Origin of the sequence: Pantoea sp. Morm, assembly GCF_016643525.1 — a bacterium.
Classification (GTDB): Bacteria; Pseudomonadota; Gammaproteobacteria; order Enterobacterales; family Enterobacteriaceae; genus Pantoea; species Pantoea dispersa.
Map to the genome: position 1 here is coordinate 91,271 of NZ_VOQX01000008.1, position 19,686 is coordinate 110,956.

The window sequence follows — 19,686 nt, forward strand, 5'->3', positions numbered from 1 at the left end:
GCTGCTGCGCTTCAGAGTCAGCCTGAGGCGAACCGATAGAAAAAACGGATTTATGTGAATATCGGAGTTGAGGCCAGCAATACCGGGTTAATCGTTAGCCCTGCTCTGTTAGCAGCTGTAGCGTCATTTAACAGCGGAAGATAAATTGCCTGAAAGCTATTCTTGATACCGGCAGACAGGGTTGACAAATACCCGTATGGAAGACAGGTCAGTGGGGGAACGACTATGGGAAACATGTCAAGTTGTGCGGAGTTGACGTCTTACTTAAACAGTTCTGCAGCCATGTGGGAAATGCATCAAGTTTCCATATCTACGAACATTTCCTTCTTAAGGACTATGGGACTGTGGGAATTACATCAACTTTAACTCTGCGCACATATATCCGCTGGATCGCGCTTTTGCAAAGCAGCTGGTGTGGGAAAAAGGTCAACTTTATACTCATATCTGCGGCTGACAGACTCCGGGCACAGTAATTAGCAGTAAAAAAATGAGATATTTAATGCAGGCATGGGAAACACGTCATGTCTGACGCAGAGCAATTGTGGGAAAAGCATCAACTTCAAGGCTGTATGGGAAAAAGGTCAACTTTAAAGCTATCAACCTAAGGCCAAAGGCTTATCCATTACGCTGAACAGCAGCCGGCCGTCATCCTGAGTGCGATAGCTGACCCGCAAGGGTGTTTTCTCGTTGATTTTTTTTATAGCCGGTTCAAGAAATGTACGCTTCATCTCAGCTTTATTTGAGCGCTGCGAGTCCGCGAGCATAAAGCGTTCACAGAGCCATTCATGATCCGTTATCCATGTGCCGGTGCTGCGAAACTGGCAGAGGCTTTCATAGAGGCGAATAACCTTCACGCTGTTGAGCTGGCCACAGTCATAAAGGGAATAGGTAGTAAACTGAGATGAAAGGCCAACAAGGAAAGGCATCACCTTATAGTTAAACTCTATCTGCCATGAGCCCCTGCCACGCTTCATGCCCGCCTCTGACAGCCACGGACGCGTGACCTGTTCAAACTCCCCATCCCTCGGATAGAAGGTCACCGTGGATTCACCCAGCGCCTTAACACCAGCTTTGACGTCACGGCTGGCCACAGCGGTAGCAACATTAAAATACTTAACATAGTCCGAAACGCTGACGCTGAAGAGAGGCAACACATCGGATTCGTGATCATCAGAAGCCTCGCTGAAATAAGCCTGCATAAGGCAGAGCCACAGTACACGTTTAGCCTGAAGAGGAAGGTAATAAGCCGCTTCCGTCAGCTCATTGGACTGCTTGATACTTACCTTTTTTTTGAATCTTTTCAGCGAAACAGTGCTCATCAGAAACCTTTATGGGTAAAAAATAATTACCCATAATCGCATCAGGAGATGAAATTGCAACGCTTAATCTCTCACTTATCAACATGTGAATAAGCTGACTTCTAACTTGATGTCTTTCCCACAGCGTGTTGATGCCTTTCCCATCTGAACATGCTAATGATCCCACAAAAACTTGTGCCGGATCCCATGCGAAATTGTGCGGGATCCCACAAATGATCCAGTAAAGCCCTTGCGCAGCAAGGCTTACAAGCGCACTAAAAAGCCTAAAAAACATAAAATGCTGAAAATTTATTAAAATCTGGACCTGTGGACATTGTGTATAACTTCTTTGATATGGAAAACGTGCGTAAGCAGAAGATATAGATACGGATGACGTTTCGCTTCCTCGGTCATTCGCGAGCAGGCTCGGTCATGACCTGCGGCGAGCGTTACAGAATTGAAAGCAGATCAATAATCCGGAGAAAGTATGAGTTCGCCGTTTATACTGATATCAAAGAGTTAATCTGATCTCTACGTGTCGTACACAGGTCCTGTAAGGAGCACATATGAATTACTATCAGATACTGAGGCAGCCCACCGTCAGAGCGGAAATGGTGTATGACTGGCCACTTAACCCTGCCGGGTGTGGATCCTTAGCAGGATCGGCTACTGCAGAGCGCGAGCATCCGCGCCACAAGCCGGCACTGGGTGCGGAAGGTAACTGGAACAACCGGTAAGGCTGACGTGCCGGTTACAACGGAGCAAATGAATGGCCTTCCAGAGCCCGGCCCAGAATTACAGAGAGACGCGCCTGAACCTGGGAGACCTCGTCAGCCTCTCCCCTTATTCCACCTGTCTGATGCGCGGCGACAGCGATTTTCCTGACCACGGCATCGTGAAAGGTTCAGTGCTGGCCATCGACCGGGCGCTGACCGCGACGCATGGCCAGCTCATTGTTGCCAAGGTGGAAGGCGAGCTCACGCTGCGGCGCCTGCTGCTCAAACCCGTTCCCGCCCTGCAGGCGCCGGATGCGGATGAAACCGTCACGCTGATCGACGTGAGCCAGCCGCTGCCGGTCTGGGGCGTTGTGGCCTGTGCCCTCACCGACGTGGCCGGGCCGGGATTCAGCGGACCCGCCGGAGAGTGACCATGTTTGCCCTTGCGGATGCCAACAAGTTTTATGCCTCCTGCGAAACCGTGTTCCGGCCCGACCTGCGCGGCAAACCCATCGTCGTCGTCTCTAACAACGACGGGTGCGTGATTGCGCGCTCGGCAGAGGTGAAGCGCATGGGCATTAAAATGGCCGCCCCGCTGTTTCAGAACGAGCGTTTCTTCCGCGAGAACGGCGTGCACGTGTTCAGCTCCAACTACGAGCTGTACGGTGACATGTCGGCGCGCATGATGGCCATACTGGGAGAGATGGCGGCGGGGCAGGAAGTCTATTCCATCGATGAGAGCTTTCTGGACGTGACCGGGATTGGCAGCCTGATCCCGCTGGAGTCGTTCGGCCAGCAGATGCGTGCGCGCATCCGGCAGGAAACGGGGCTGATGATCGGCGTGGGCTTCGGGCCGACCAAAACGCTGGCGAAGCTCGCCAACCACGCGGCCAAAAAGTGGACGAAGACTCAGGGCGTGGTGGATTTGTCCGACCGGAGCCGGCAGCGGAAGCTGCTGCAGCTGACTGACGTCAGCGATGTCTGGGGCATCGGGCGGCGCATCAGCGTGCGCATGAGCCAGCTGGGCATCAGCACGGCCCTACAGCTGGCCGACAGCAACGTCAGCATGATACGGAAGAACTTTGACGTCATAACCGAGCGCACCGTGCGGGAGCTGAACGGAGAATCCTGCCTGGCGCTTGAGGACGCACCGCCGCCGAAGCAGCAGATAGTGAACTCGCGATCCTTCGGGCAGCGCGTCACGCGTCTGGAGGACATGCAGCAGGCGGTGGTGCTTTACGCCACGCGCGCGGCGGAGAAGCTCAGGGAGCAGGACTCGCGCTGCCGACACATCAGCGTATCGATTGCCACCGGCCGTCACGGGGATGAACCGCAGTACTCGAACACGGCATCGTGCATCTGCGACTATCCGACGAACGATACGCGGGACATCATTGACTCAGCCCTGCGGGGACTGAGCACCATCTGGCGTGACGGATACAGGTACGCGAAGGCTGGCGTCATGCTGGGTGACTTTTATCAGTCAGGCGTGGCGCAGTTCGATATGTTCAGCGAGCAGCTGCCGCGTGCCAACGCTGACGCGCTGATGGCGGCGCTGGACGGCATCAACCGCTCGGGCCGGGGAAAGGTGTGGTTTGCGGGTCAGGGGGCTCAGGACAGCAGCTGGCAGATGAAGCGGGAAATGCTGTCGCCCCGATATACGACCCGATTTAAAGATATACCGGCGCTAAAGTGAATGTGTGACTCAGTATAAAGGGAGCGTCAATAGTGAGAATAACCACGTTATTGATTAAACAGGATAAAAGAAAATATTCTGCGTTCTGATGCTCAGAATATTTAGTGACTGATTACAGCGGCGCGGATAGTTGTCTGGCCTGTATTACAGTTAAAGTAAGCTGGAATTATCCAGGACTCTTCATCCTTAAGGATATGCTACAACTTATACTCCCAGAAGCTAGCAGGCCAGAGAGGGATATCAGGCATCGTATTTCAGTAAATTTTCCCTACTCCTGTTCCATAATGTCATCAACTGATCAGAGTTTTGCTTAACCCACTCCGATATTGTTTTCAGAGACTCAGGAATGAATTTAGAACCCTGACTCCCCATGAGTCTGCCGTCACCAATAGCGAAAACATGCGCACTGTTCCGTTTTCTGAAAACAATAGCCGGTTCAACGTCAGGATCATGGCATATAATAAGAACTTCCCCGCCTGTAAAGTCTTCTTCCTGCAAAATTCCGTTCAGTTCTTTAAACTGCTCGAGAGTAATAGAGTACAGACCTGATTTTTCAAGCTCTGAACGTCCATGCAACTCGAAGTCATAGGGAACGTATACATCAGGTTTTTCCATAAACTCAACGGAAAGAATACGCTCAATGGGTAGCGTTTCTGTATGAATATACCATGTGTCATGCTTCAGTTTAGGGCTCTTTGTCCATCTCTTGAGTTCACTATCAGAAAGATTCTCGGTTTTAACCCAGCCCTGAATGCCAAGTACCGTACCCCATAGTGTCGGTTGCTGATATTCGCGTAAAAGTTTTTTAAAAGGGTAAAACGTATCTTGCTGCTTGAGCCAGGCTGAATCTACTGTCAGTCGGATAAGTCGTTTGTTATGAGTGCCTCTTACCGGGCTGTTAGCATCCTGACCTCCTGCTTTTAATAGAAAATCTTTATCGCTTTTGGTGAGTACTTCTGTGCCATCTACTAAGCCGTGGCCATAGGGCAATGGGTAGGAAGTGTACCAGCTATGGCCATAAAGAATTTTTCCATCACTCAGATGGAAATAACCTTTATTTATTCCTTCCGACGTCAAAATACTGTGCAGCATTGCAACTCCTGTAAAGTGATACAGTTTCATTTTTTATATCCTTATGCAGTTATGGCTGTTACTAAAAATCTTTCTAGGGTCTATGCAGCTATGGAACCAAGCAATCAGCGCTCCTCTATGGTTGTTCACCTTTATTCAATTTTCTTCGCATCTAGGGCTGCTGCAATATGCTCTGCCCGCCCACGACTGACTATCCTGACCATACAACTTGATAGCTGTATATCTGCTAAACGGATTTATCAGTGTTATAAATCGACCAGATTCGTTTTACCTGGCTGATGCTACAGCCAGCCAGTATGGCCGTCCGACCTATTGTCATGCCGGATGAACGAAGCGCAATAATACGTTCGTGCGTTTTGTTGTCTGGCTTTCTCCCTTTGTATTTACCCGAAGCCTTTGCCAACTCAACGCCCTGTCGCTGCCTTTCCCTTCGGGTTTCGTAGTCGTCACGCGCCGTCTGCAAGGCTACCTTAAGCAGCATGTCCTGAACGGACTCGAGTACGATTCTGGACACGCCGTCCTGGCTTGCAGCCAGCTCAGACAGATCCACTATGCCGGGGATGGCCAGCTTTGCCCCTTTGGCCTTTATCGAACCGATAAGCTGCTCAGCCTCGCTCAGAGGAAGACGGCTGATGCGGTCAATTTTCTCGGCAACGATCACCTCGTCGGGTTGAATATCAGCAATCATGCGTTGGAGTTCAGGGCGGTCTAATCTGGCACCAGATGCCTTTTCTTTATAGACACCCGCGATATAGAAGCCCTTGCTACGCGCATCTTCAATGATGCTGTTCTGCCGTGTGAGTTCCTGTTCATTGGTACTAACCCGAAGATAAACCCTGGCAACATTCATCATCTTAAATACCGGGTTTAGTGTGTGTATGAGTATTGGTAGGTTCTTTTCTAGCCTTAAGCTCGGCCTCTGCGACTTCTTTGAACTCTTGACCGCCTAGGGAACTCTCACCCAAAGTCCATAAAAATGTATTTAAATTTTCTAGAATATCTGCATCGATACTTAATAATTTTTCAATAAAATCAGAATCATACATTGATAGTAAGCTTTTGAGAGTTTTGTCTTTTTCCTCTTTGTTTTTTTTCTCCTCCTCCATCTTTTCTAGGTCTTTTACGATCTGAGCTTTGGGTTTAAGGGAAATTATTGGTGGCTTTGGCTCAACGTAAATTCGGCCTTCACGTTCATTCCATCTGATGCAATAAAATAATCCGCAGACCTTTTGTCCGCTCAAAATTCTTTGTGCCTGCTCGTGCGTAATCACGATGTGCTCATTTTTTGCTGAATCTAGAACATCCTGAACAGTGTGTGTCATGAAGTACCCTGTTTAACATTAATGTGATGGCTAAATTAAGTATACCTTAATTGGCCTGTTTGTTTTTACAGGCCAATAATAACAATAATCGGTTTAAATTGGCCATCTAATTTTTGGCTATCTAAAATGTCCTTTTCTCAAAAATACACACACAAAAACAAAGGTTAAATCCATGTTATAGTTGCATACGTTATTGTTATACATGTTATAGTTTTTGTGTGTATTAAAATTAGCTTTATTAAGTTTTCCACCATCTATCATCATTAAGGCGATTAAATAGTGAGCTAATATTTAACGTGCGAAGCTCCTTAAAACTTTTTCACAGCCTCGCCAACTAACATTTGCATCGCATACAATGCGACTGAAGCATGTGTGCATATGCACTTATGGAACGTATGGCTTAAGGATTTTGTATAGCAGTGCCCTGTTAACTGACATTTTGAGCATTTTTTGATTAAAATTAGGTTGACGCATTCGTCAGTAAGAGTAGTATTAGGGTCAATGATGCCTGCAACAACCCCTCGGGGAAGTTAGTGGGCTTTTTTTTTGCCTACTCAGGGATGATGCAGCATGCCAACTACCCTATACAGCAAGCCTTATCGCACTCCGGCAGATCTTATTAATGACCTTAAAAGTAAGAAACTGGAATTTTTAGATGAGGCTGAGGCTGAGAATACCCTTAGTTTGATAAGTTATTATCATTTCAAAATCTACCTTCATCCTTTATTAGATCCAGCTAGTCATGGTGGAAAACACTATAGGAAAGACGAATATTTTGAGTATGGAGTTGAACTGTACCGCTTTGACGAGAAGCTTCGGGTACTGCTATTTGGCATAATTGCGCGCCTTGAGGTCAAACTCAGGAGTAGGCTTGATCACTCGCTTTCTGCTTTTTCCAATAATCCCTTTTGGTATCTTGACGACAGGTTTTTTTTTACAAAGAAAGGTACTGGTTACATAGATAGTACAAGAAAAAAAATTCAAGACGAATTTAGCAAAGAAGATGAACTCTACGCCCGAAACTATCGAAGCAAGTACCACAATAACATCCATCCAAATTTTACAGATCTTCCTCCTTTCTGGATTGCCAGCGAAATTATCACTATTGGCTGTTTGTTCCGAATCTTTGACGCTATAGATCATAGCTATTTTCGCAAACTGCCTGCTCCGGACAATGCTCTGCTTGATAACCTTGCTAAAGAGTTTGGTGCTAATGATTTCAAGATACTCACTAACTGGGTTCGCCGTCTACGTGACGTGCGGAATAGGTGTGCGCATCACAGCCGGTTGTGGAATGCAAAACTTGCGGTACCTAGTCAAATCGGTGCTGAAATCACTATCACTGAAGCGCATCAATACCGACCTTATCTGACCGTCTGTGTTTTGCATAAAATGATTAAAACTTTGGGTATTAGCGATATCAATCTTAGGGCTGAGATCCTAAAACTTTTTTCAGGCAGTCATGCTGCACAACTCTATATGTCCGATACTGGTTTCCCAGTAAATTGGTATGCTGATCCTTTCTGGAACTAGCTGAGAAGTTAGTCGATAAAAGGACTATTAGTCTCCCGCTTAATTGGCATATGGTATTTATACCTTGAAGTTACCATATGCCTGCCCTGCCCTGCCCTGCCCTGCCCTGCCCTGCCCTGCCCTGCCCTGCCCTGCCCTAGTGATAACTGACCATTATTAAAAATACACATCGTGTATACATTGAATCCTCTATGGATGCTCAAAAGACATCTTAAGTGTATCTATAGTGTTGCTGTTGCGTACGCAGAATGTTTGCATGTATTTTTCTGAAATGGTATAAATCACCTCGTTCATAGATATGCATTGCATACTCAATGTGAATCCAAAGTGCGCAGTTTGTGGATTCAATGTGCGTCTTAAAAGCATAAATAAGGTGGCAGGTATGACAGTTATTGTTATGGCACACAATAAGGGCGGGGCAGGTAAAACAACTTCGGCTGTACATGTATCAGGCGAACTGAAACCTATGAAAGCCCTTGACCTAGATACTCATAAGGGGCTTTCAATTATTCACGGCCTGCGTCCAAGCGATAGACAAATTCCAATATTAATTCCTGAGACTCAACAAGAGTTAGTGCATGAAATAAGCATGTTTAAGGATAAAGAAGATATCTTGTTTATTGACTGCGGGGGGTTTGACTCTGATATGACTCGTACGGCGGTTGCTTATGCAGATCTTATTATTGTTCCTGCAAAGGACTCTCTTACTGAGAGGATAGGCTTGATGAGTTTTGATAGGGTGCTGGGTGAAATAAGTGAAATCATAGGCCAGCATGTTGAAGCTCATCTATTCCTGTGCAAAACCAATCCGAATAAAAAACATTATCCAAAACTTGAGGCGCTACTTCCCTCATTTAAACACATTAAATTAATGAAGAGCCGCCTTTCATATCGCACTCAAGATTTTGAAGAAACAATTGAAACCGGTTTTGGCATAACTGAGTCGGTGCATGGGCGCGTCACTGCAGGCGGCAAAGAGGTGATTTCAATGGTGGAAGAAATGCTTGAGATTGTTAAAGGCAGATAAAAACAAAACACACAATAGATACTCGAAATGAGTCTGTTGTATACTCAATGTGCATCTATTGCATATCTATTAAATATCCATTGAGAGTATAGGGTGTATACATGAATAAGAAGCTTGATTTTGCGAATCAACACGAAAAACTCGCTGGGCTAATGAGTTCTGCAAAACTAAAAACTTCAACCGCCCCAGCAGATAAAACCAGCGATGAAACTAAGCCATTCGCCAAAAGCAAAGCCCGTAGCAAAAATCTTAGGGCTGTGCCTGAGACCTACTTTGAAGCCCATGCGCAACTAAAAGCCTCAAATAAGACATCGCTGGATTTTAGTGCATACATTCTGGAGGCTCTACGTGAAAAGCTCGAGAATGACGGGGCGCTTGATAACTGATTCGGTGACTATAGCATCTGTAAAATAAGTATCTATTGTGACTACTTTAGATATCCCATGTATATCTGTTGTGGTTACTTTAGATTTACCTTGTACATTCGTAATTGGGTGTAGTGCACAGATCTGGTAGATGTCAGAGTAATATTGGAGTCTGCTGCCAACTACATGACTCGCGCTACTGGAATGTCACTCCAACGAGTTGTCCATGCTGGACTTAGCATCTCCCGCTTCATCTTCCATTCAGTACTGACGCCCTGACCCGCAAACCACAGGTTACCGAGTCCGGACTGATTTATACCGTCCAGCACCTTCATCAGCTGCGCACTGTTCGGGCGCGGTCCGTCCTCATCAAAAAGGCTCAGCTGGCTGACGCCGTTCGGAGTGAAGTCGTCGAGCATAATGCCTGCTTTCATGTAGCGGCGTCCCTCCAGCCAGATGCGGTCAAGGCTGCGCATGGCCACCTCAATGACGTCACGTGTGTCCTGGGTGGGCACTTTCAGGTTCTCGCCGGCGCTGTTGCCGTAAAACACCTCGCCGGGGGCATGAGGCGAGGTGCGGATAAAAATGCCAACGCGGCGGCAGAACTGCCGCTCTCCGCGCAGCTTTTCGGACGCGCGCGTCGCGTACTGGCAGAGCGCCTGCTGCATGGCCACTTTTGACGTGATGCGCTCGCCAAATGACCGCGAGCAGACGATCTGCTGTTTTGCGGGCGCGAACTCTTCGAGCGGAATGCAGGATTCGCCGTTCAGCTCGCGCACGGTGCGCTCCAGCACCACGCTGAAGTTTTTCCTGATGAGGGCAGGGTGCGCGCGCGACAGCTGCAGGGCGTTTTCAATGCCCATGATGTTCAGCTTCTTCGCGATGCGCCTGCCGACGCCCCAGATTTCTTCCACCGGCTGATTCTGCAGGAGCGTGGCGGTCCGTTTAGGGTTGCCCGTGGTCAGGGCCAGCACGCCTTTAAACTGCTTCCACTCCTTGCTCGCCCATTGCGCGCTTTTGGCCAGCGTTTTGGTCGGACCCATGCCGACGCCCACTGTCAGACCGGTCGTGGCCAGCACGTGCGTGCGCAGACGCCGGCCGAAATGTTCAAAGTCTTCGCAGCCATCGATGCCGGTTATGTCGAGGAACATCTCGTCGATTGAATACTGCTCGACCTTTGGCGTCAGCTCCTCGAGAGCCGTCATGACCCTCTGCGACATAGAATGGTATAAGGCGTAATTTGAGCTAAATACATGTATTTTCTCAGAATAACCTTTCATTTTTTATCTGAAACAATGGCGCGCCCATTTTAATGCCCAGCAGCTTCGCGCCCGCTGAGCGGGCAATCACGCAGCCGTCGTTGTTGCTGAGCACCACCACCGGCTTACCGCGCAGGTCCGGGCGAAACAGCGCCTCGCAGCTGGCGTAAAACGAGTTGACATCGGCGAGTCCGAACATGGGCATGCTTACCTCCGGCGGGCGCGGGTGCTGTTAAAGAACCAGGTCACCACGCCGAGCAGCTGCAGCTCCTCCGGGTAAATAGTTGAGTAAGCCGGATTCATGGGCAGCAGGGCGAGGCGGGGGTGCAGCTGCAGGCGTTTGACCGTGAATTCCCCGTTAACCTCCGCAATGACGACATCGCCGTGCGATGCCTCCTCGGCCCGGTCAACGACCATGACGTCGCCGTCATACAACCCCAGACCTTCCATGCTGCTGCCGCTGGCGCGCACAAAGAAGGTTGAGGCGCGCCGGCGTATGCAGAGTTCGTTCAGGTCAAGTTCAGACTCGACGTAGTCCTGTGCCGGAGAGGGAAAACCGGCGGCGCAGGGATCCGCAAACAGCGGCACGCGCACGCGCGGCGTGAAGATGGGGGGCCAGAGCAGCATCAGGCCGGAGCTGTACACGGCGGGTTTCACGACTGTGACCCTTTACTGATGGCTGCCTGCAGCACTGAATTCAACATGATATGACACATAATTCCTCCTCTTAATAATACTGTTTATATGTACAGTATTAATGAGGTCAGATTCTGTGACAAGTCAGTCTTTGTAATGAACCGGTCCTGTTCCACTCAGGATACTGAGAGATAATGAATTATTTTCGTTATCCTGACAGTGTTAAGCACTGCGCTGAAATATAATTCAGAAGCAACAGGTGTCAGGATGACGCCGCACTGGTATCAGATGGCCCGGATTCATTCCGGGCCTTTCTGTTTCTGCTGCCTGACAGCAGTACTTAACATTCTGTTAACACCCTCATTATCACCTGTGTGAATATTGCAGGGGATCTCTCAAAAAGGATGGTACAGATCTTGTGCAGCTGCCGTTGTCCTCTTATGCTCGGGCTATCACCTTCACGGACCCCGGGGCATTATGGATGGCCGCACCTCGCCCGGCCGGTTTCTGGCCTACCTGCTCGCTGAACATGACCTGACAGTTAAATCATTTTGCCTGAAATCCGGCCTCGCTCAGCGGGATGTCTGGTCGCTGCTCTGCGACCGTAAAATGGTGACGCCGGATATTGCCGTGAAGCTCGGGCGCGTATTTTACTCGCCCGGGTTCTGGAGCATCCGGCAGGCCATGTGGCAGCTCCGGCGGGAAGGCGCGCAGTTACCCGGAGACCCTCAGTCCTGAGCACGCTGAATGTGCTAAATTTCCCTGTGCCGGTACGGATTTCTCACCCGATTTCACCAGGGGGGGTTAATAAACTGTAACCGTACCGGCACCTTCCCCTGTCAAATCAGACGCTTCCTGGCAAAAACTGATGCGTCTCACGCTATCCTTATCCCGTGTGTAACTCCCTGTACCAACCCCAGTCTGTTGTATTGCAATTGCTGATAGGCCAGGAACCTCCGCAGCGCCGGCATCAGACCGGCAATGCTGACTCCTGTTAATCCGGACCTCCGCGTCCGTTTTTTTTTGGCTCCGCGCCGCTGTCATGAATCGTTCATAAAGTAACCAACTGTCTTTCCGGCCATGCTCCCCGTGCCCTGCATCAAACTGTCCACAGGGTTCCCGGACGGCTGTGCACCCATATTGTGGAAAACCCCCGCTTCGCTGAGTGAACGTTAAATCCCGGCGCCTCCGGCGCCGGCTGTCCACGTTGCTCGGGCGGGTTCACGAAATCTCCGGTTCACAATCCCGATCTGAAAAAAGCCCCCCTGACTCCCGAATCGGGCGTCGCCCTGCGGGCCGCGCTGCCATGCTGCGCACCAGGCCAGAAAACTGTCCTGGCCCGGGCCCTGCGGGCCAGCGGGTGGCGGTTGCTGACGCAGACATAAAAAGCCGGGCGCAACCGATCTGACCCGTACTGACCTTGCAGCCGGCTGTGCCGGCGCGTGAACCGCGCCCTGAAAGACGGGCGCTCTGTTGTGCAACGCCGTTTCGCTGCCGCTCAGCCGACGTTGCAGCGTCATCTTGCTGATTTTCCCTCCACCTTCACCGTTTCAGTCCTTTCGCCGGGGCTGAGACAAGCACAGTCGCCGTGGCCGTCCAGGGTGAAGTGCACGCCGTGAACATTTTTTTCTGGCCACTCCGTTAGACCCGAAATAAATGCCCCCGTCGCCCCGGACGTCTGCCGTCACCCGCGCTGGTTTACGCCCTCGCGGCGAAGGATCTCAAACGGGTGAAGTGAATACCGGAGGAAAAAACCAGCCGATTTCCACAAAACGTCAACACCGCGGCTCCCGAAACTCAACGGGTGACGGGGGTAAAAACCACTGCATGAGGAGAATGAACATGGCTTCACGGGGCGTTAACAAAGTGATTCTGGTCGGCAATCTGGGACAGGACCCGGAGGTGCGCTATATGCCGAACGGCGGCGCGGTCGCAAATCTTACGCTGGCCACGTCAGAGAGCTGGCGCGACAAGCAGACCGGCGAAAACAAAGAGGTCACGGAGTGGCACCGCGTGGTGCTGTTCGGAAAGCTCGCTGAGGTGGCGGGGGAGTACTTGCGCAAGGGTTCGCAGGTCTACGTCGAAGGCCAGCTGCGCACCCGCAAATGGCAGGGCACGGACGGTCAGGAAAAGTACACCACCGAGGTGGTGGTGAATACCGGCGGCACTCTGCAGATGCTGGGCGGGCGCGGAGGCAGCGCAGCTCAGGGCGGTCAGCAGTTCAGAGGTCAGCAACCTGCTGCACCGGATCCGTCAGCGAAGGGGGGCAGGGGAGGCAAAGGCGGTCGCGGTGCGGCACAGCCAACGCCCCAGGCGCCGTCAACGGACAACAACCCGCCGATGGATTTTGACGACGATATTCCGTTCTGAATGACGCGGTCCCGGTGATGCGGGGCCGCTGCAGTAAGCAGCAGGGTGGCCGGTAAACGGCCGAAAGGGTGCCCCGGCGGAGGTAGGACTCCGCCAGGGCGCGACACATCAGCTATGAAGGAACCAAATATGTCAGCGATACAGTCTAAAGCAAAAGGCCCGTCAGGCAAGCGCACCGCCTACTATGGCCGCCTCTCCGGCGGAAGCATGAGCTGCCGCAGCAGCGAACTGACCCGTGACGACGTGATCACGCCCGCGCGTCTGCGCGCATTCTCACCGTCGGACTTTGAGGCCTACGGCGCGCGCGGCGAGGAGTTCCGCCGGCGACTCTGTGGCGCCGTGCTGCACGCGCTGAAGCTCAGCTACGCGTGGCGCACCGACTGCGAGAGCCGGGGCGAGTGGGGCGGGGTGTTCCCGGTTCACCTGCGGCTGACGCACCGCACCTGTAAGCACGTGACGCTGGATATCCTGAGTCCCGGCGCGGAGTCACCGTTCTGGCACGGTCTGATATGGATTATGCCGGACCACACGGGCCTTTACGTGCTCAACGCGGAGCGCTTCGACCCGGTGGCCATACGCGCGCTGCTGGCGCGGACGGAGAAGATGATTGCAGCTGGCGTACGCCCGGCAGAGATAGCGGCCCGGCTGGGCCGCAGGGGGATGCACTGATGGCCGGACGGCTTAACAGTCTTGTCTGCCGCAGTGCACGTCCGCTGGGCCCACTGGCCCGTAAGGCTCACCGGCAGGCGCAGGTACAGGAGCGGCTGGTCATTGAGGCCGAAACCGACCTGGCCGCACAGACCGCGATAACGTACCGCCTGTGGTATCGCCGCTGGCGCACGCGGTCTGTGGCCACGGCCGACCTGCTGAACATGACGTGGGCGTGGCGCCGGCGGGCCGCCGATACTGACTTTACGACACGCTGACATTAAGAGGGACGATCATGGCTTATTATCAGTGGGTTGAAAGGGAAATGCGCGGACAGAATGTGGCGCGATCGACAGAAAAGGAAAGCGCATAATGGAGAAAAACAAAGACAGCGCGGTTACCCGCGAGGAGTGCGCGTCGGTAATGGGGGCCTGTTGTCACATTGCGCTCAGCAACGGGGCGGAGGCCTTTTTTATAAACGGCTGGCTTATCAGCGATGAGCGGGACGAAGCCCGTGAAGGCCGGGTGCTGGAACTGGCGCGCCGCGTGGCCGGCGCTTCAGGGCAGGTGCTGAACTGTTATGTGCTGCCCGTACCGCAGGCAGGCACCTGGAACTGGGACGAAGTCACCGGCGATATCGTTCTGCAGGCGCGCCGCTGCGCGGCGACGCAGGTGGATACCCCGGTTCACGTAACGGCCCGTTCAGGATGGATGATGCGAAAGCTGGCTCGTTTGTATAAAACGCTGTCCGGGCGGCGCTGATACAAGCTTCATCAGTAGCTAACCACTATAGAGAGCAATGCTTTCTATAGTGGTTTCGTGACCACCTCCCGGCGGCGTCTAGGCAAAAAGGCCTGCTATCCCACTTTTTCGATCAGTTCAGCCCCCTGATTTTTAGGGCTGCCTACCTTGTCTGTGACCGGATGCCATTTAAAATCGCTTTCCGGCAGCGCAGCCTTCCAGGCAATCTGCTCGGCGCGCTCAGGCGTGGTGTCTTCACTCAGCCACTCTCTGACGGCTGACGCCTCCAGTACCAGCGGTCGGCGATCATGAATATCAACCATGCCTTTATTGCTGGCCGACGTCACAATCACAAAGCCTTCATGACCGTGTATGTCATCGTAAGGGGCTTTACCGATAGCCGCGAAAAACAGCGGATTATGATGTTTCTCATAGATAAAATAAGGCTGCTTTTTATCTCCGCTTCGCGCCCACTCGTACCAGCCGTCGGCAAACACCACGGCGCGGCCGTGTGCCCATAAAGGCTTAAACATTCTGCCCGATGACGCGGTCTCCCCGCGCGCGTTAATAAGCGGCTGTTTATCCCACCACTCCGGTCCGTAACCCCAGTAAACCGGATCGAGCTTCAGTTCTCCGCCCCGTTCACTGAGCAGCAGCACATTGGTTCCTGGCGCGACGTTGTAACGTCCTATAGGTTCCGGGTCGTGTACATAGTCGCTGCCGGCTGCGCCGAGCGCGTCAAAGTACACGTCCCGGCTCTGATACTGCGCAAATCGTCCACACATAATTTTTTCCTCCTCTTCAGAGGATAGCGGTTTATGGATTGCCGGGTTTCCGTTGCTGGCCTGAAAACGTTATTTCTGGCACATGGCCCCCTTCGGCTTCCCGTCAGGCCGGGTCGTCGAGCCCTACTGCGCTAAGCGGCAGGCCGCTAAGCTCCGCCGGATCGCATGAGGACGCGTTCCGGGCCTGACGGCTAGGGTCTGATGGCTGAGGTCAACCCCTGCAGCGGGCGTGCGCCCGCGCGTTCACCGCACCGGCATACTGCTGCCGGTACTCTGTCGTCCGGATGGCCATCGCTACCGCGCCGTCCTTCCGGGGCTGTGACACGTTCACTTTTACCCGGGCTCCTGTGCCCTCGTGAGTTATCCGTACCGTCGCTATGCATGAGACCACAATCGCTCGCTCATGCTGACAAGGCTGTAACAAGCGCCTGCGGCGGCCCTGTCAGCGCTCCCGATGGTGGTCTTTTGCTTTTTGCGACGGCGAATACTCACAAAAGCATCATTTAACCCACAGGAGATAAATAACATGTCACAACTCAACGTCCAGGGCGCGACAACGAAGCCTACAAATGCATCTTTTACGGACACCGACACCCCGAACCAGTCATACCAGGCCACTTATTCCCCGGATGATAACAAGCTGCGCCTTTATGCAACGCTGCGTCTTGATGAGGAAATGTATCAGCGCGTCAGTAAAGCGGGCTTTAAATGGGCATCAAAGCAGGGGCTGTTTGTGGCGCCCATGTGGACGCCGGCCCGTGAGGACCTGCTGATTGAGCTGGCCGGAGCGATCGAGGATGAAGATCAGTCCCTGTTTGACCGCCAGGAAGCGCGTGCCGGACGGTTTGAAGAATACAGCGAGAAGCGTGCGGAAGAGTCCGGGCAGGCGCTGGCCGCCGTTGACAGCCTGACGTCAGCCATACCACTGGGGCAGCCGATTCTGGTCGGTCATCACAGCGAACGCCGCGCCCGTAAGCACGCGCAGAAGATTGAAAACGGCATGCGCCGCGCGGTCAACCTGTTTGAAACCTCAGAATACTGGGAGCGCCGCGCTGAGGCTTCGCTGCGCCACGCGGCGTATAAGGAGCGCCCGGACGTGCGCTGGCGCCGTATCAAAAAGATTGAAGCGGACCTGCGAAAGTCGGAGCGCGAGATTAAGAGCGCGGAGAAATTTATTAAGCTCTGGTCCTCGGAGAACCTCAACGGGGCGATGGCCATGGCGATTGCCAACGTCGATCACCTTTACTGCAGCTTTACGCTGGAGAAGTATCCGCGCCCGCAGGATAAAAGCCAGTACGAGGGCAGCGTCAGCATCTGGTCAGCCCTGCGGGATGAAATCATCACGGCGGAGCAGGCCCGCGATATCTGCATTCCCTGCCATCAGCGCACCGTCGCGCGTCATAACCGCTGGGCCGCCCACTACCGCAACCGCCTGACCTATGAGCGCGCCATGCTTAACGAGCACGGCGGCGTGCTGGCCGGTAACGTGGAGATGGTGCCGGGCGGGCAGGTGAAAAGTCGCGGCGAGTGGCTGACCATCATCCGCGTGAACCGCAGCGGCGGAAAAATCAGCTCGCTGGTGACGAATGAATATTCCTTTATGGGCCGTAAAAATGCGCTGACCACGCTCACCCCTGACCGCATTACCGAATATAAAGCGCCGTCGGCCGAAGAGGCAAAAGCGGCGAAGGCGGCCGCAAAGCGCCCGCCGATCGTCAACTATCCGGGTGAGGGCTTTGTCAGCATGACTAAGGAGGAGTGGAGTAAGAAGCACGCCGACTTTAAGCAGGTCAAAGGCATGGCGGCGGGTGAGGACCACCTCGCCTACCGTTTACGCCGCGTGATGTCGACGGGCTACACCCTGTCGCCGGTTTACATCACCGACATGAAAACGGTCGAAATCCCGCGCTAATCCTGCGCCCCCGGGGAGGCCCGGGGGCCTGTTAAAGAGGCTTATCCATGAAATCAGACCTGAAAGCGCGCATTGCGCAGATGCAGCAGAAGCTCAGCCAGGGGCAAACCGTGCAGGCGGTGCACGCCGATACGCAGCTGTTCGTCACGCCGGACGACGTCTGTCAGAAAATGGTGGCGCTGGCCGGAATACAGGCCGGTGACCGGGTGCTGGAGCCCAGCGCGGGGACGGGCGCCATACTGAGAGCGATAAGGGCCGCCGCGCCTGGCGTCTGCTGCGACGGCGTCGAGCTCAACGGCGCGCTTGCCGCGCAGCTGCAGGCGAATTTTCCCGCCGTGACCGTGACCTGCGGCGACTTTCTGTCTCATGAACCCGGCAGGCTTTATCAGCGGATCATCATGAATCCCCCTTTCCGCCAGGGAACGGACCTGAAGCACATCAGCCGCGCCCTTTCCCTGCTGGCACCCGGCGGGCGCCTGGTGGCGCTCTGTACCGGCGGGCCCCGGCAGCACCGGGCGCTGGTTCCCCGGGCCACGCATTATGAGGAATTACCGCGCGGCACGTTCAGCTATACGGACGTTGCAAGCCTGCTGGTTTGCATCGATGCATAGCTTAACCGGGGCCGGGAGGCCCTGAAAGCTGAAGGGCAGGGGGCAGCTGACTACTGCAGCGGCTTCGCCGCTGCGGTGGCCCGTCTGCCAGTTCAATGCGCTGCGTGTGGTGTGCTGAACACTTTGATAAAGCGGCGGGATATTCCGGAAATCCGCAGGGTTTATGCAAAACATCAGTGTTCAGTGCAGGTTTTGCCTCGTTTTTTTCGGTTTCAGTCGTTTTTATGCAATGGACGGAGACGAACTGATACTGAAGCTGGCCCCCTTCGGCTCCCCGGCAGGCCGGGTCGTCGAGCCCCACTGCGCTAACCGGCAAAGCCGGTAAGCTCCGCCGGAACGCGAAAGGCCGCGCTCCGTGCCTGACGGCTAGGGTCTGATGGCACTGATAATTAATTAAAACGGAAGGTCTTCCTCACGAACTGTGATTTGCTTCGTCTTTCTGTAGGTGAATGCATTGGTGCCTGCAGATGTCATGTAAAAGTAAAATGAGTCATGGAACATTTCGCTGGGATAATCCTCTTCTTTTTTTTGTTTAATCGTTTTGAGAAGTCCAATATGTATTAAATAAGTGATTGCTTTATTAAGTTCTGACAATTTACATTTGAGTTTAATCATCAGTGTCAGTTTTCTTGCAAGAGTAAAATCATTTTTGTTATCTCGTGCATAAAGCAGGTAAAGATATAGTTGTAATGCCAGCAACTCAAAAGGGTAACGATTGTGCATTGAATTAAATGCAGGAATAGTTTTATCCTCGGTTACAACACCTTTAAAAGGTAGTTTTGCCCAACCATCCTTAAGTTCTCCATCGACATCAACAGTATAAGTTTTTTTTCGAGGGCTGGAGGACAAGTCCAGGATAAGCCCCTCATCACGTAAGATCTTCAGGCCCTGATTTACAAGTGATCTGCTCAGAGAAGCTGCTTCACCAATCTGAGAAAATGTAATTTTTATCGTCCTGATACCTTCTGGGTTCTTTTCGCAGAATAAACAAAATGTAAGAAATATTTTGATAGCTGCAATTGCTGGTGCAGTACCGTAGTTGTTCAGAATTGTTAATTTGGTTCCAACCCATAAGGAAGGCATTTTTTTCCAATACAACATTACCTTCTCCTTTATAGACCCACAAAGTGATAGCTTATTACTATAAGCATCACAACTGACAAAATCAGGTGAGCCAGAGGATAAGCCACTTTACTTAAGCGTTCCGCCAGGGATACGAACTGTTCAGCCTTCTTAATCATGATAAACACCTCCAATTTGATCCGGTAACCTGATTATCGCAGTACCAGGCGTCCTTGTATCTATTAGACAAAAAACCTATCTAGAAAGGTAAGCGCTGAGGGAGAGTATAAAAAATACATAAATATCAATGTATAATGTCGATTTAACGGTATAGATAAACACCATGTTATGGTTCACGGTGACTTCTAATTGCTGGCATGTCCGGACTCGGAACTTAATCTGAATAACAAAATGCATTTTAATTGCCCCCTTCGGCTTCCCGGCAAGCCGGGTCGTCGAGCCCTACTGCGCTAACCGGCATAGCCGGTTAGCTCCGCCGGAACGCAAAAGGCCGCGCTCCGTGCCTGACGGCTAGGGTCTGATGGCTGAGTTCAACCCCTGCAGCGGGCGTGCGCCCGCGCGCTCACTGGCCACAAAAAGCCGTGGCCGCTGA

General features: G+C 52.4%; 20 protein-coding genes and 1 pseudogene. 12 read left to right on the forward strand and 9 right to left on the reverse strand.

Annotated elements, in window-relative coordinates:
* Window positions 1–596: 596 nt before the first annotated feature.
* Complete coding sequence (locus FT726_RS05040; RefSeq protein ID WP_346302513.1) at window positions 597–1,319, reverse strand: replication initiation protein; 723 nt, start codon at window positions 1,317–1,319, stop codon at window positions 597–599.
* Window positions 1,261–1,593 carry a hypothetical protein gene (locus tag FT726_RS05045; RefSeq protein WP_346302514.1) on the reverse strand — a complete coding sequence of 111 codons (333 nt, stop codon included), beginning with the start codon at window positions 1,591–1,593 and terminating at the stop codon, window positions 1,261–1,263. The genes FT726_RS05040 and FT726_RS05045 overlap by 59 nt, the downstream gene beginning before the upstream one ends.
* Before the next feature lie 271 nt (window positions 1,594–1,864).
* On the opposite strand from FT726_RS05045, the gene FT726_RS05050 reads away from it, so the two are divergent.
* Genes FT726_RS05050 through umuC (FT726_RS05060) form a run of 3 tightly spaced genes read left to right on the forward strand, consistent with a single transcriptional unit; the run spans window position 1,865 to window position 3,710 of the window.
* The gene (locus tag FT726_RS05050) at window positions 1,865–2,035 is read left to right on the forward strand and encodes a hypothetical protein (RefSeq protein ID WP_346302515.1); all 171 of its coding nucleotides are present in this window, start codon (window positions 1,865–1,867) and stop codon (window positions 2,033–2,035) included.
* Between the two features lie 32 nt (window positions 2,036–2,067).
* Window positions 2,068–2,445: a S24 family peptidase gene (locus tag FT726_RS05055; RefSeq protein WP_346302516.1), complete on the forward strand. Its 378-nt coding sequence runs from the start codon at window positions 2,068–2,070 to the stop codon at window positions 2,443–2,445.
* 2 nt (window positions 2,446–2,447) lie between these two features.
* Window positions 2,448–3,710 carry a translesion error-prone DNA polymerase V subunit UmuC gene (gene umuC, locus FT726_RS05060; RefSeq protein WP_346302517.1) on the forward strand — a complete coding sequence of 421 codons (1,263 nt, stop codon included), beginning with the start codon at window positions 2,448–2,450 and terminating at the stop codon, window positions 3,708–3,710.
* A 240-nt stretch (window positions 3,711–3,950) separates the two neighbouring features.
* Here the strand turns inward: umuC (FT726_RS05060) and FT726_RS05065 are convergent, their stop codons facing one another.
* From FT726_RS05065 to FT726_RS05075, 3 genes are all read right to left on the reverse strand, one after another.
* Window positions 3,951–4,832, reverse strand: coding sequence for a hypothetical protein (locus FT726_RS05065; RefSeq protein ID WP_346302518.1), 882 nt, complete (start codon window positions 4,830–4,832; stop codon window positions 3,951–3,953).
* A gap of 196 nt (window positions 4,833–5,028) precedes the next feature.
* Window positions 5,029–5,652: a recombinase family protein gene (locus FT726_RS05070; protein ID WP_346302531.1), complete on the reverse strand. Its 624-nt coding sequence runs from the start codon at window positions 5,650–5,652 to the stop codon at window positions 5,029–5,031.
* A 4-nt stretch (window positions 5,653–5,656) separates the two neighbouring features.
* A complete protein-coding gene (locus FT726_RS05075) occupies window positions 5,657–6,124 on the reverse strand; it encodes a hypothetical protein (protein WP_346302519.1) in 468 nt (155 codons plus the stop codon).
* Between the two features lie 570 nt (window positions 6,125–6,694).
* Between FT726_RS05075 and FT726_RS05080 the strand changes: the two genes are divergently transcribed.
* The 3 genes from FT726_RS05080 (at window position 6,695) to FT726_RS05090 (ending at window position 9,070) form a co-directional block, all read left to right on the forward strand.
* Complete coding sequence (locus FT726_RS05080; RefSeq protein ID WP_346302520.1) at window positions 6,695–7,657, forward strand: Abi family protein; 963 nt, start codon at window positions 6,695–6,697, stop codon at window positions 7,655–7,657.
* Between the two features lie 382 nt (window positions 7,658–8,039).
* Window positions 8,040–8,684, forward strand: a complete 645-nt coding sequence (locus FT726_RS05085) for a ParA family protein (protein WP_346302521.1) — start codon at window positions 8,040–8,042, stop codon at window positions 8,682–8,684.
* Between the two features lie 101 nt (window positions 8,685–8,785).
* A complete protein-coding gene (locus FT726_RS05090; RefSeq protein WP_346302522.1) occupies window positions 8,786–9,070 on the forward strand; it encodes a molecular chaperone GroEL in 285 nt (94 codons plus the stop codon).
* A 161-nt stretch (window positions 9,071–9,231) separates the two neighbouring features.
* Here FT726_RS05090 and umuC (FT726_RS05095) read toward each other — a convergent pair.
* Both umuC (FT726_RS05095) and umuD read right to left on the reverse strand, forming a co-directional pair.
* Window positions 9,232–10,507 (reverse strand): annotated as a pseudogene (gene umuC / locus FT726_RS05095) (translesion error-prone DNA polymerase V subunit UmuC).
* Between the two features lie 8 nt (window positions 10,508–10,515).
* The gene (gene umuD, locus FT726_RS05100; protein ID WP_167144175.1) at window positions 10,516–10,935 is read right to left on the reverse strand and encodes a translesion error-prone DNA polymerase V autoproteolytic subunit; all 420 of its coding nucleotides are present in this window, start codon (window positions 10,933–10,935) and stop codon (window positions 10,516–10,518) included.
* A 486-nt stretch (window positions 10,936–11,421) separates the two neighbouring features.
* Between umuD and FT726_RS05105 the strand changes: the two genes are divergently transcribed.
* The 4 genes from FT726_RS05105 to FT726_RS05120 all read left to right on the forward strand — a co-directional run bounded on the left by FT726_RS05105 (window position 11,422) and on the right by FT726_RS05120 (window position 14,724).
* Window positions 11,422–11,682, forward strand: a complete 261-nt coding sequence (locus tag FT726_RS05105) for an XRE family transcriptional regulator (protein ID WP_346302523.1) — start codon at window positions 11,422–11,424, stop codon at window positions 11,680–11,682.
* A gap of 1,104 nt (window positions 11,683–12,786) precedes the next feature.
* A complete protein-coding gene (locus tag FT726_RS05110) occupies window positions 12,787–13,314 on the forward strand; it encodes a single-stranded DNA-binding protein (protein WP_346302524.1) in 528 nt (175 codons plus the stop codon).
* Between the two features lie 129 nt (window positions 13,315–13,443).
* Window positions 13,444–13,983, forward strand: a complete 540-nt coding sequence (locus tag FT726_RS05115; RefSeq protein WP_346302525.1) for a conjugation system SOS inhibitor PsiB family protein — start codon at window positions 13,444–13,446, stop codon at window positions 13,981–13,983.
* 351 nt (window positions 13,984–14,334) lie between these two features.
* Window positions 14,335–14,724 carry a hypothetical protein gene (locus tag FT726_RS05120; RefSeq protein ID WP_346302526.1) on the forward strand — a complete coding sequence of 130 codons (390 nt, stop codon included), beginning with the start codon at window positions 14,335–14,337 and terminating at the stop codon, window positions 14,722–14,724.
* Window positions 14,725–14,819: 95 nt separating this feature from the next.
* On the opposite strand, the gene FT726_RS05125 is transcribed toward FT726_RS05120, so the two are convergent.
* Entirely contained in the window at window positions 14,820–15,488 is a 669-nt protein-coding gene (locus FT726_RS05125; protein WP_346302527.1) for an SOS response-associated peptidase family protein, read from the reverse strand.
* 526 nt (window positions 15,489–16,014) lie between these two features.
* Here FT726_RS05125 and FT726_RS05130 point away from each other — a divergent pair.
* Window positions 16,015–17,400 carry a DUF3560 domain-containing protein gene (locus FT726_RS05130; protein WP_346302528.1) on the forward strand — a complete coding sequence of 462 codons (1,386 nt, stop codon included), beginning with the start codon at window positions 16,015–16,017 and terminating at the stop codon, window positions 17,398–17,400.
* A 47-nt stretch (window positions 17,401–17,447) separates the two neighbouring features.
* Window positions 17,448–18,011 carry a methyltransferase gene (locus FT726_RS05135; RefSeq protein ID WP_346302529.1) on the forward strand — a complete coding sequence of 188 codons (564 nt, stop codon included), beginning with the start codon at window positions 17,448–17,450 and terminating at the stop codon, window positions 18,009–18,011.
* A gap of 393 nt (window positions 18,012–18,404) precedes the next feature.
* Here the strand turns inward: FT726_RS05135 and FT726_RS05140 are convergent, their stop codons facing one another.
* Window positions 18,405–19,112 (reverse strand): hypothetical protein, encoded by a 708-nt coding sequence (locus FT726_RS05140; RefSeq protein ID WP_346302530.1) that lies wholly within the window; start codon window positions 19,110–19,112, stop codon window positions 18,405–18,407.
* Window positions 19,113–19,686 lie beyond the last annotated feature (574 nt).

What these genes read in the sequence shown, in the direction of transcription:
- FT726_RS05040 (WP_346302513.1), bottom strand. Translation starts at nt 1,319, where the DNA reads ATGAGCACTGTTTCGCTGAAAAGATTCAAAAAAAAGGTAAGTATCAAG.
- FT726_RS05045 (WP_346302514.1), bottom strand. Translation starts at nt 1,593, where the DNA reads ATGTTTTTTAGGCTTTTTAGTGCGCTTGTAAGCCTTGCTGCGCAAGGG.
- FT726_RS05050 (WP_346302515.1), top strand. Translation starts at nt 1,865, where the DNA reads ATGAATTACTATCAGATACTGAGGCAGCCCACCGTCAGAGCGGAAATG.
- FT726_RS05055 (WP_346302516.1), top strand. Translation starts at nt 2,068, where the DNA reads ATGGCCTTCCAGAGCCCGGCCCAGAATTACAGAGAGACGCGCCTGAAC.
- umuC (WP_346302517.1), top strand. Translation starts at nt 2,448, where the DNA reads ATGTTTGCCCTTGCGGATGCCAACAAGTTTTATGCCTCCTGCGAAACC.
- FT726_RS05065 (WP_346302518.1), bottom strand. Translation starts at nt 4,832, where the DNA reads ATGAAACTGTATCACTTTACAGGAGTTGCAATGCTGCACAGTATTTTG.
- FT726_RS05070 (WP_346302531.1), bottom strand. Translation starts at nt 5,652, where the DNA reads ATGAATGTTGCCAGGGTTTATCTTCGGGTTAGTACCAATGAACAGGAA.
- FT726_RS05075 (WP_346302519.1), bottom strand. Translation starts at nt 6,124, where the DNA reads ATGACACACACTGTTCAGGATGTTCTAGATTCAGCAAAAAATGAGCAC.
- FT726_RS05080 (WP_346302520.1), top strand. Translation starts at nt 6,695, where the DNA reads ATGCCAACTACCCTATACAGCAAGCCTTATCGCACTCCGGCAGATCTT.
- FT726_RS05085 (WP_346302521.1), top strand. Translation starts at nt 8,040, where the DNA reads ATGACAGTTATTGTTATGGCACACAATAAGGGCGGGGCAGGTAAAACA.
- FT726_RS05090 (WP_346302522.1), top strand. Translation starts at nt 8,786, where the DNA reads ATGAATAAGAAGCTTGATTTTGCGAATCAACACGAAAAACTCGCTGGG.
- umuD (WP_167144175.1), bottom strand. Translation starts at nt 10,935, where the DNA reads ATGCTGCTCTGGCCCCCCATCTTCACGCCGCGCGTGCGCGTGCCGCTG.
- FT726_RS05105 (WP_346302523.1), top strand. Translation starts at nt 11,422, where the DNA reads ATGGATGGCCGCACCTCGCCCGGCCGGTTTCTGGCCTACCTGCTCGCT.
- FT726_RS05110 (WP_346302524.1), top strand. Translation starts at nt 12,787, where the DNA reads ATGGCTTCACGGGGCGTTAACAAAGTGATTCTGGTCGGCAATCTGGGA.
- FT726_RS05115 (WP_346302525.1), top strand. Translation starts at nt 13,444, where the DNA reads ATGTCAGCGATACAGTCTAAAGCAAAAGGCCCGTCAGGCAAGCGCACC.
- FT726_RS05120 (WP_346302526.1), top strand. Translation starts at nt 14,335, where the DNA reads ATGGAGAAAAACAAAGACAGCGCGGTTACCCGCGAGGAGTGCGCGTCG.
- FT726_RS05125 (WP_346302527.1), bottom strand. Translation starts at nt 15,488, where the DNA reads ATGTGTGGACGATTTGCGCAGTATCAGAGCCGGGACGTGTACTTTGAC.
- FT726_RS05130 (WP_346302528.1), top strand. Translation starts at nt 16,015, where the DNA reads ATGTCACAACTCAACGTCCAGGGCGCGACAACGAAGCCTACAAATGCA.
- FT726_RS05135 (WP_346302529.1), top strand. Translation starts at nt 17,448, where the DNA reads ATGAAATCAGACCTGAAAGCGCGCATTGCGCAGATGCAGCAGAAGCTC.
- FT726_RS05140 (WP_346302530.1), bottom strand. Translation starts at nt 19,112, where the DNA reads ATGTTGTATTGGAAAAAAATGCCTTCCTTATGGGTTGGAACCAAATTA.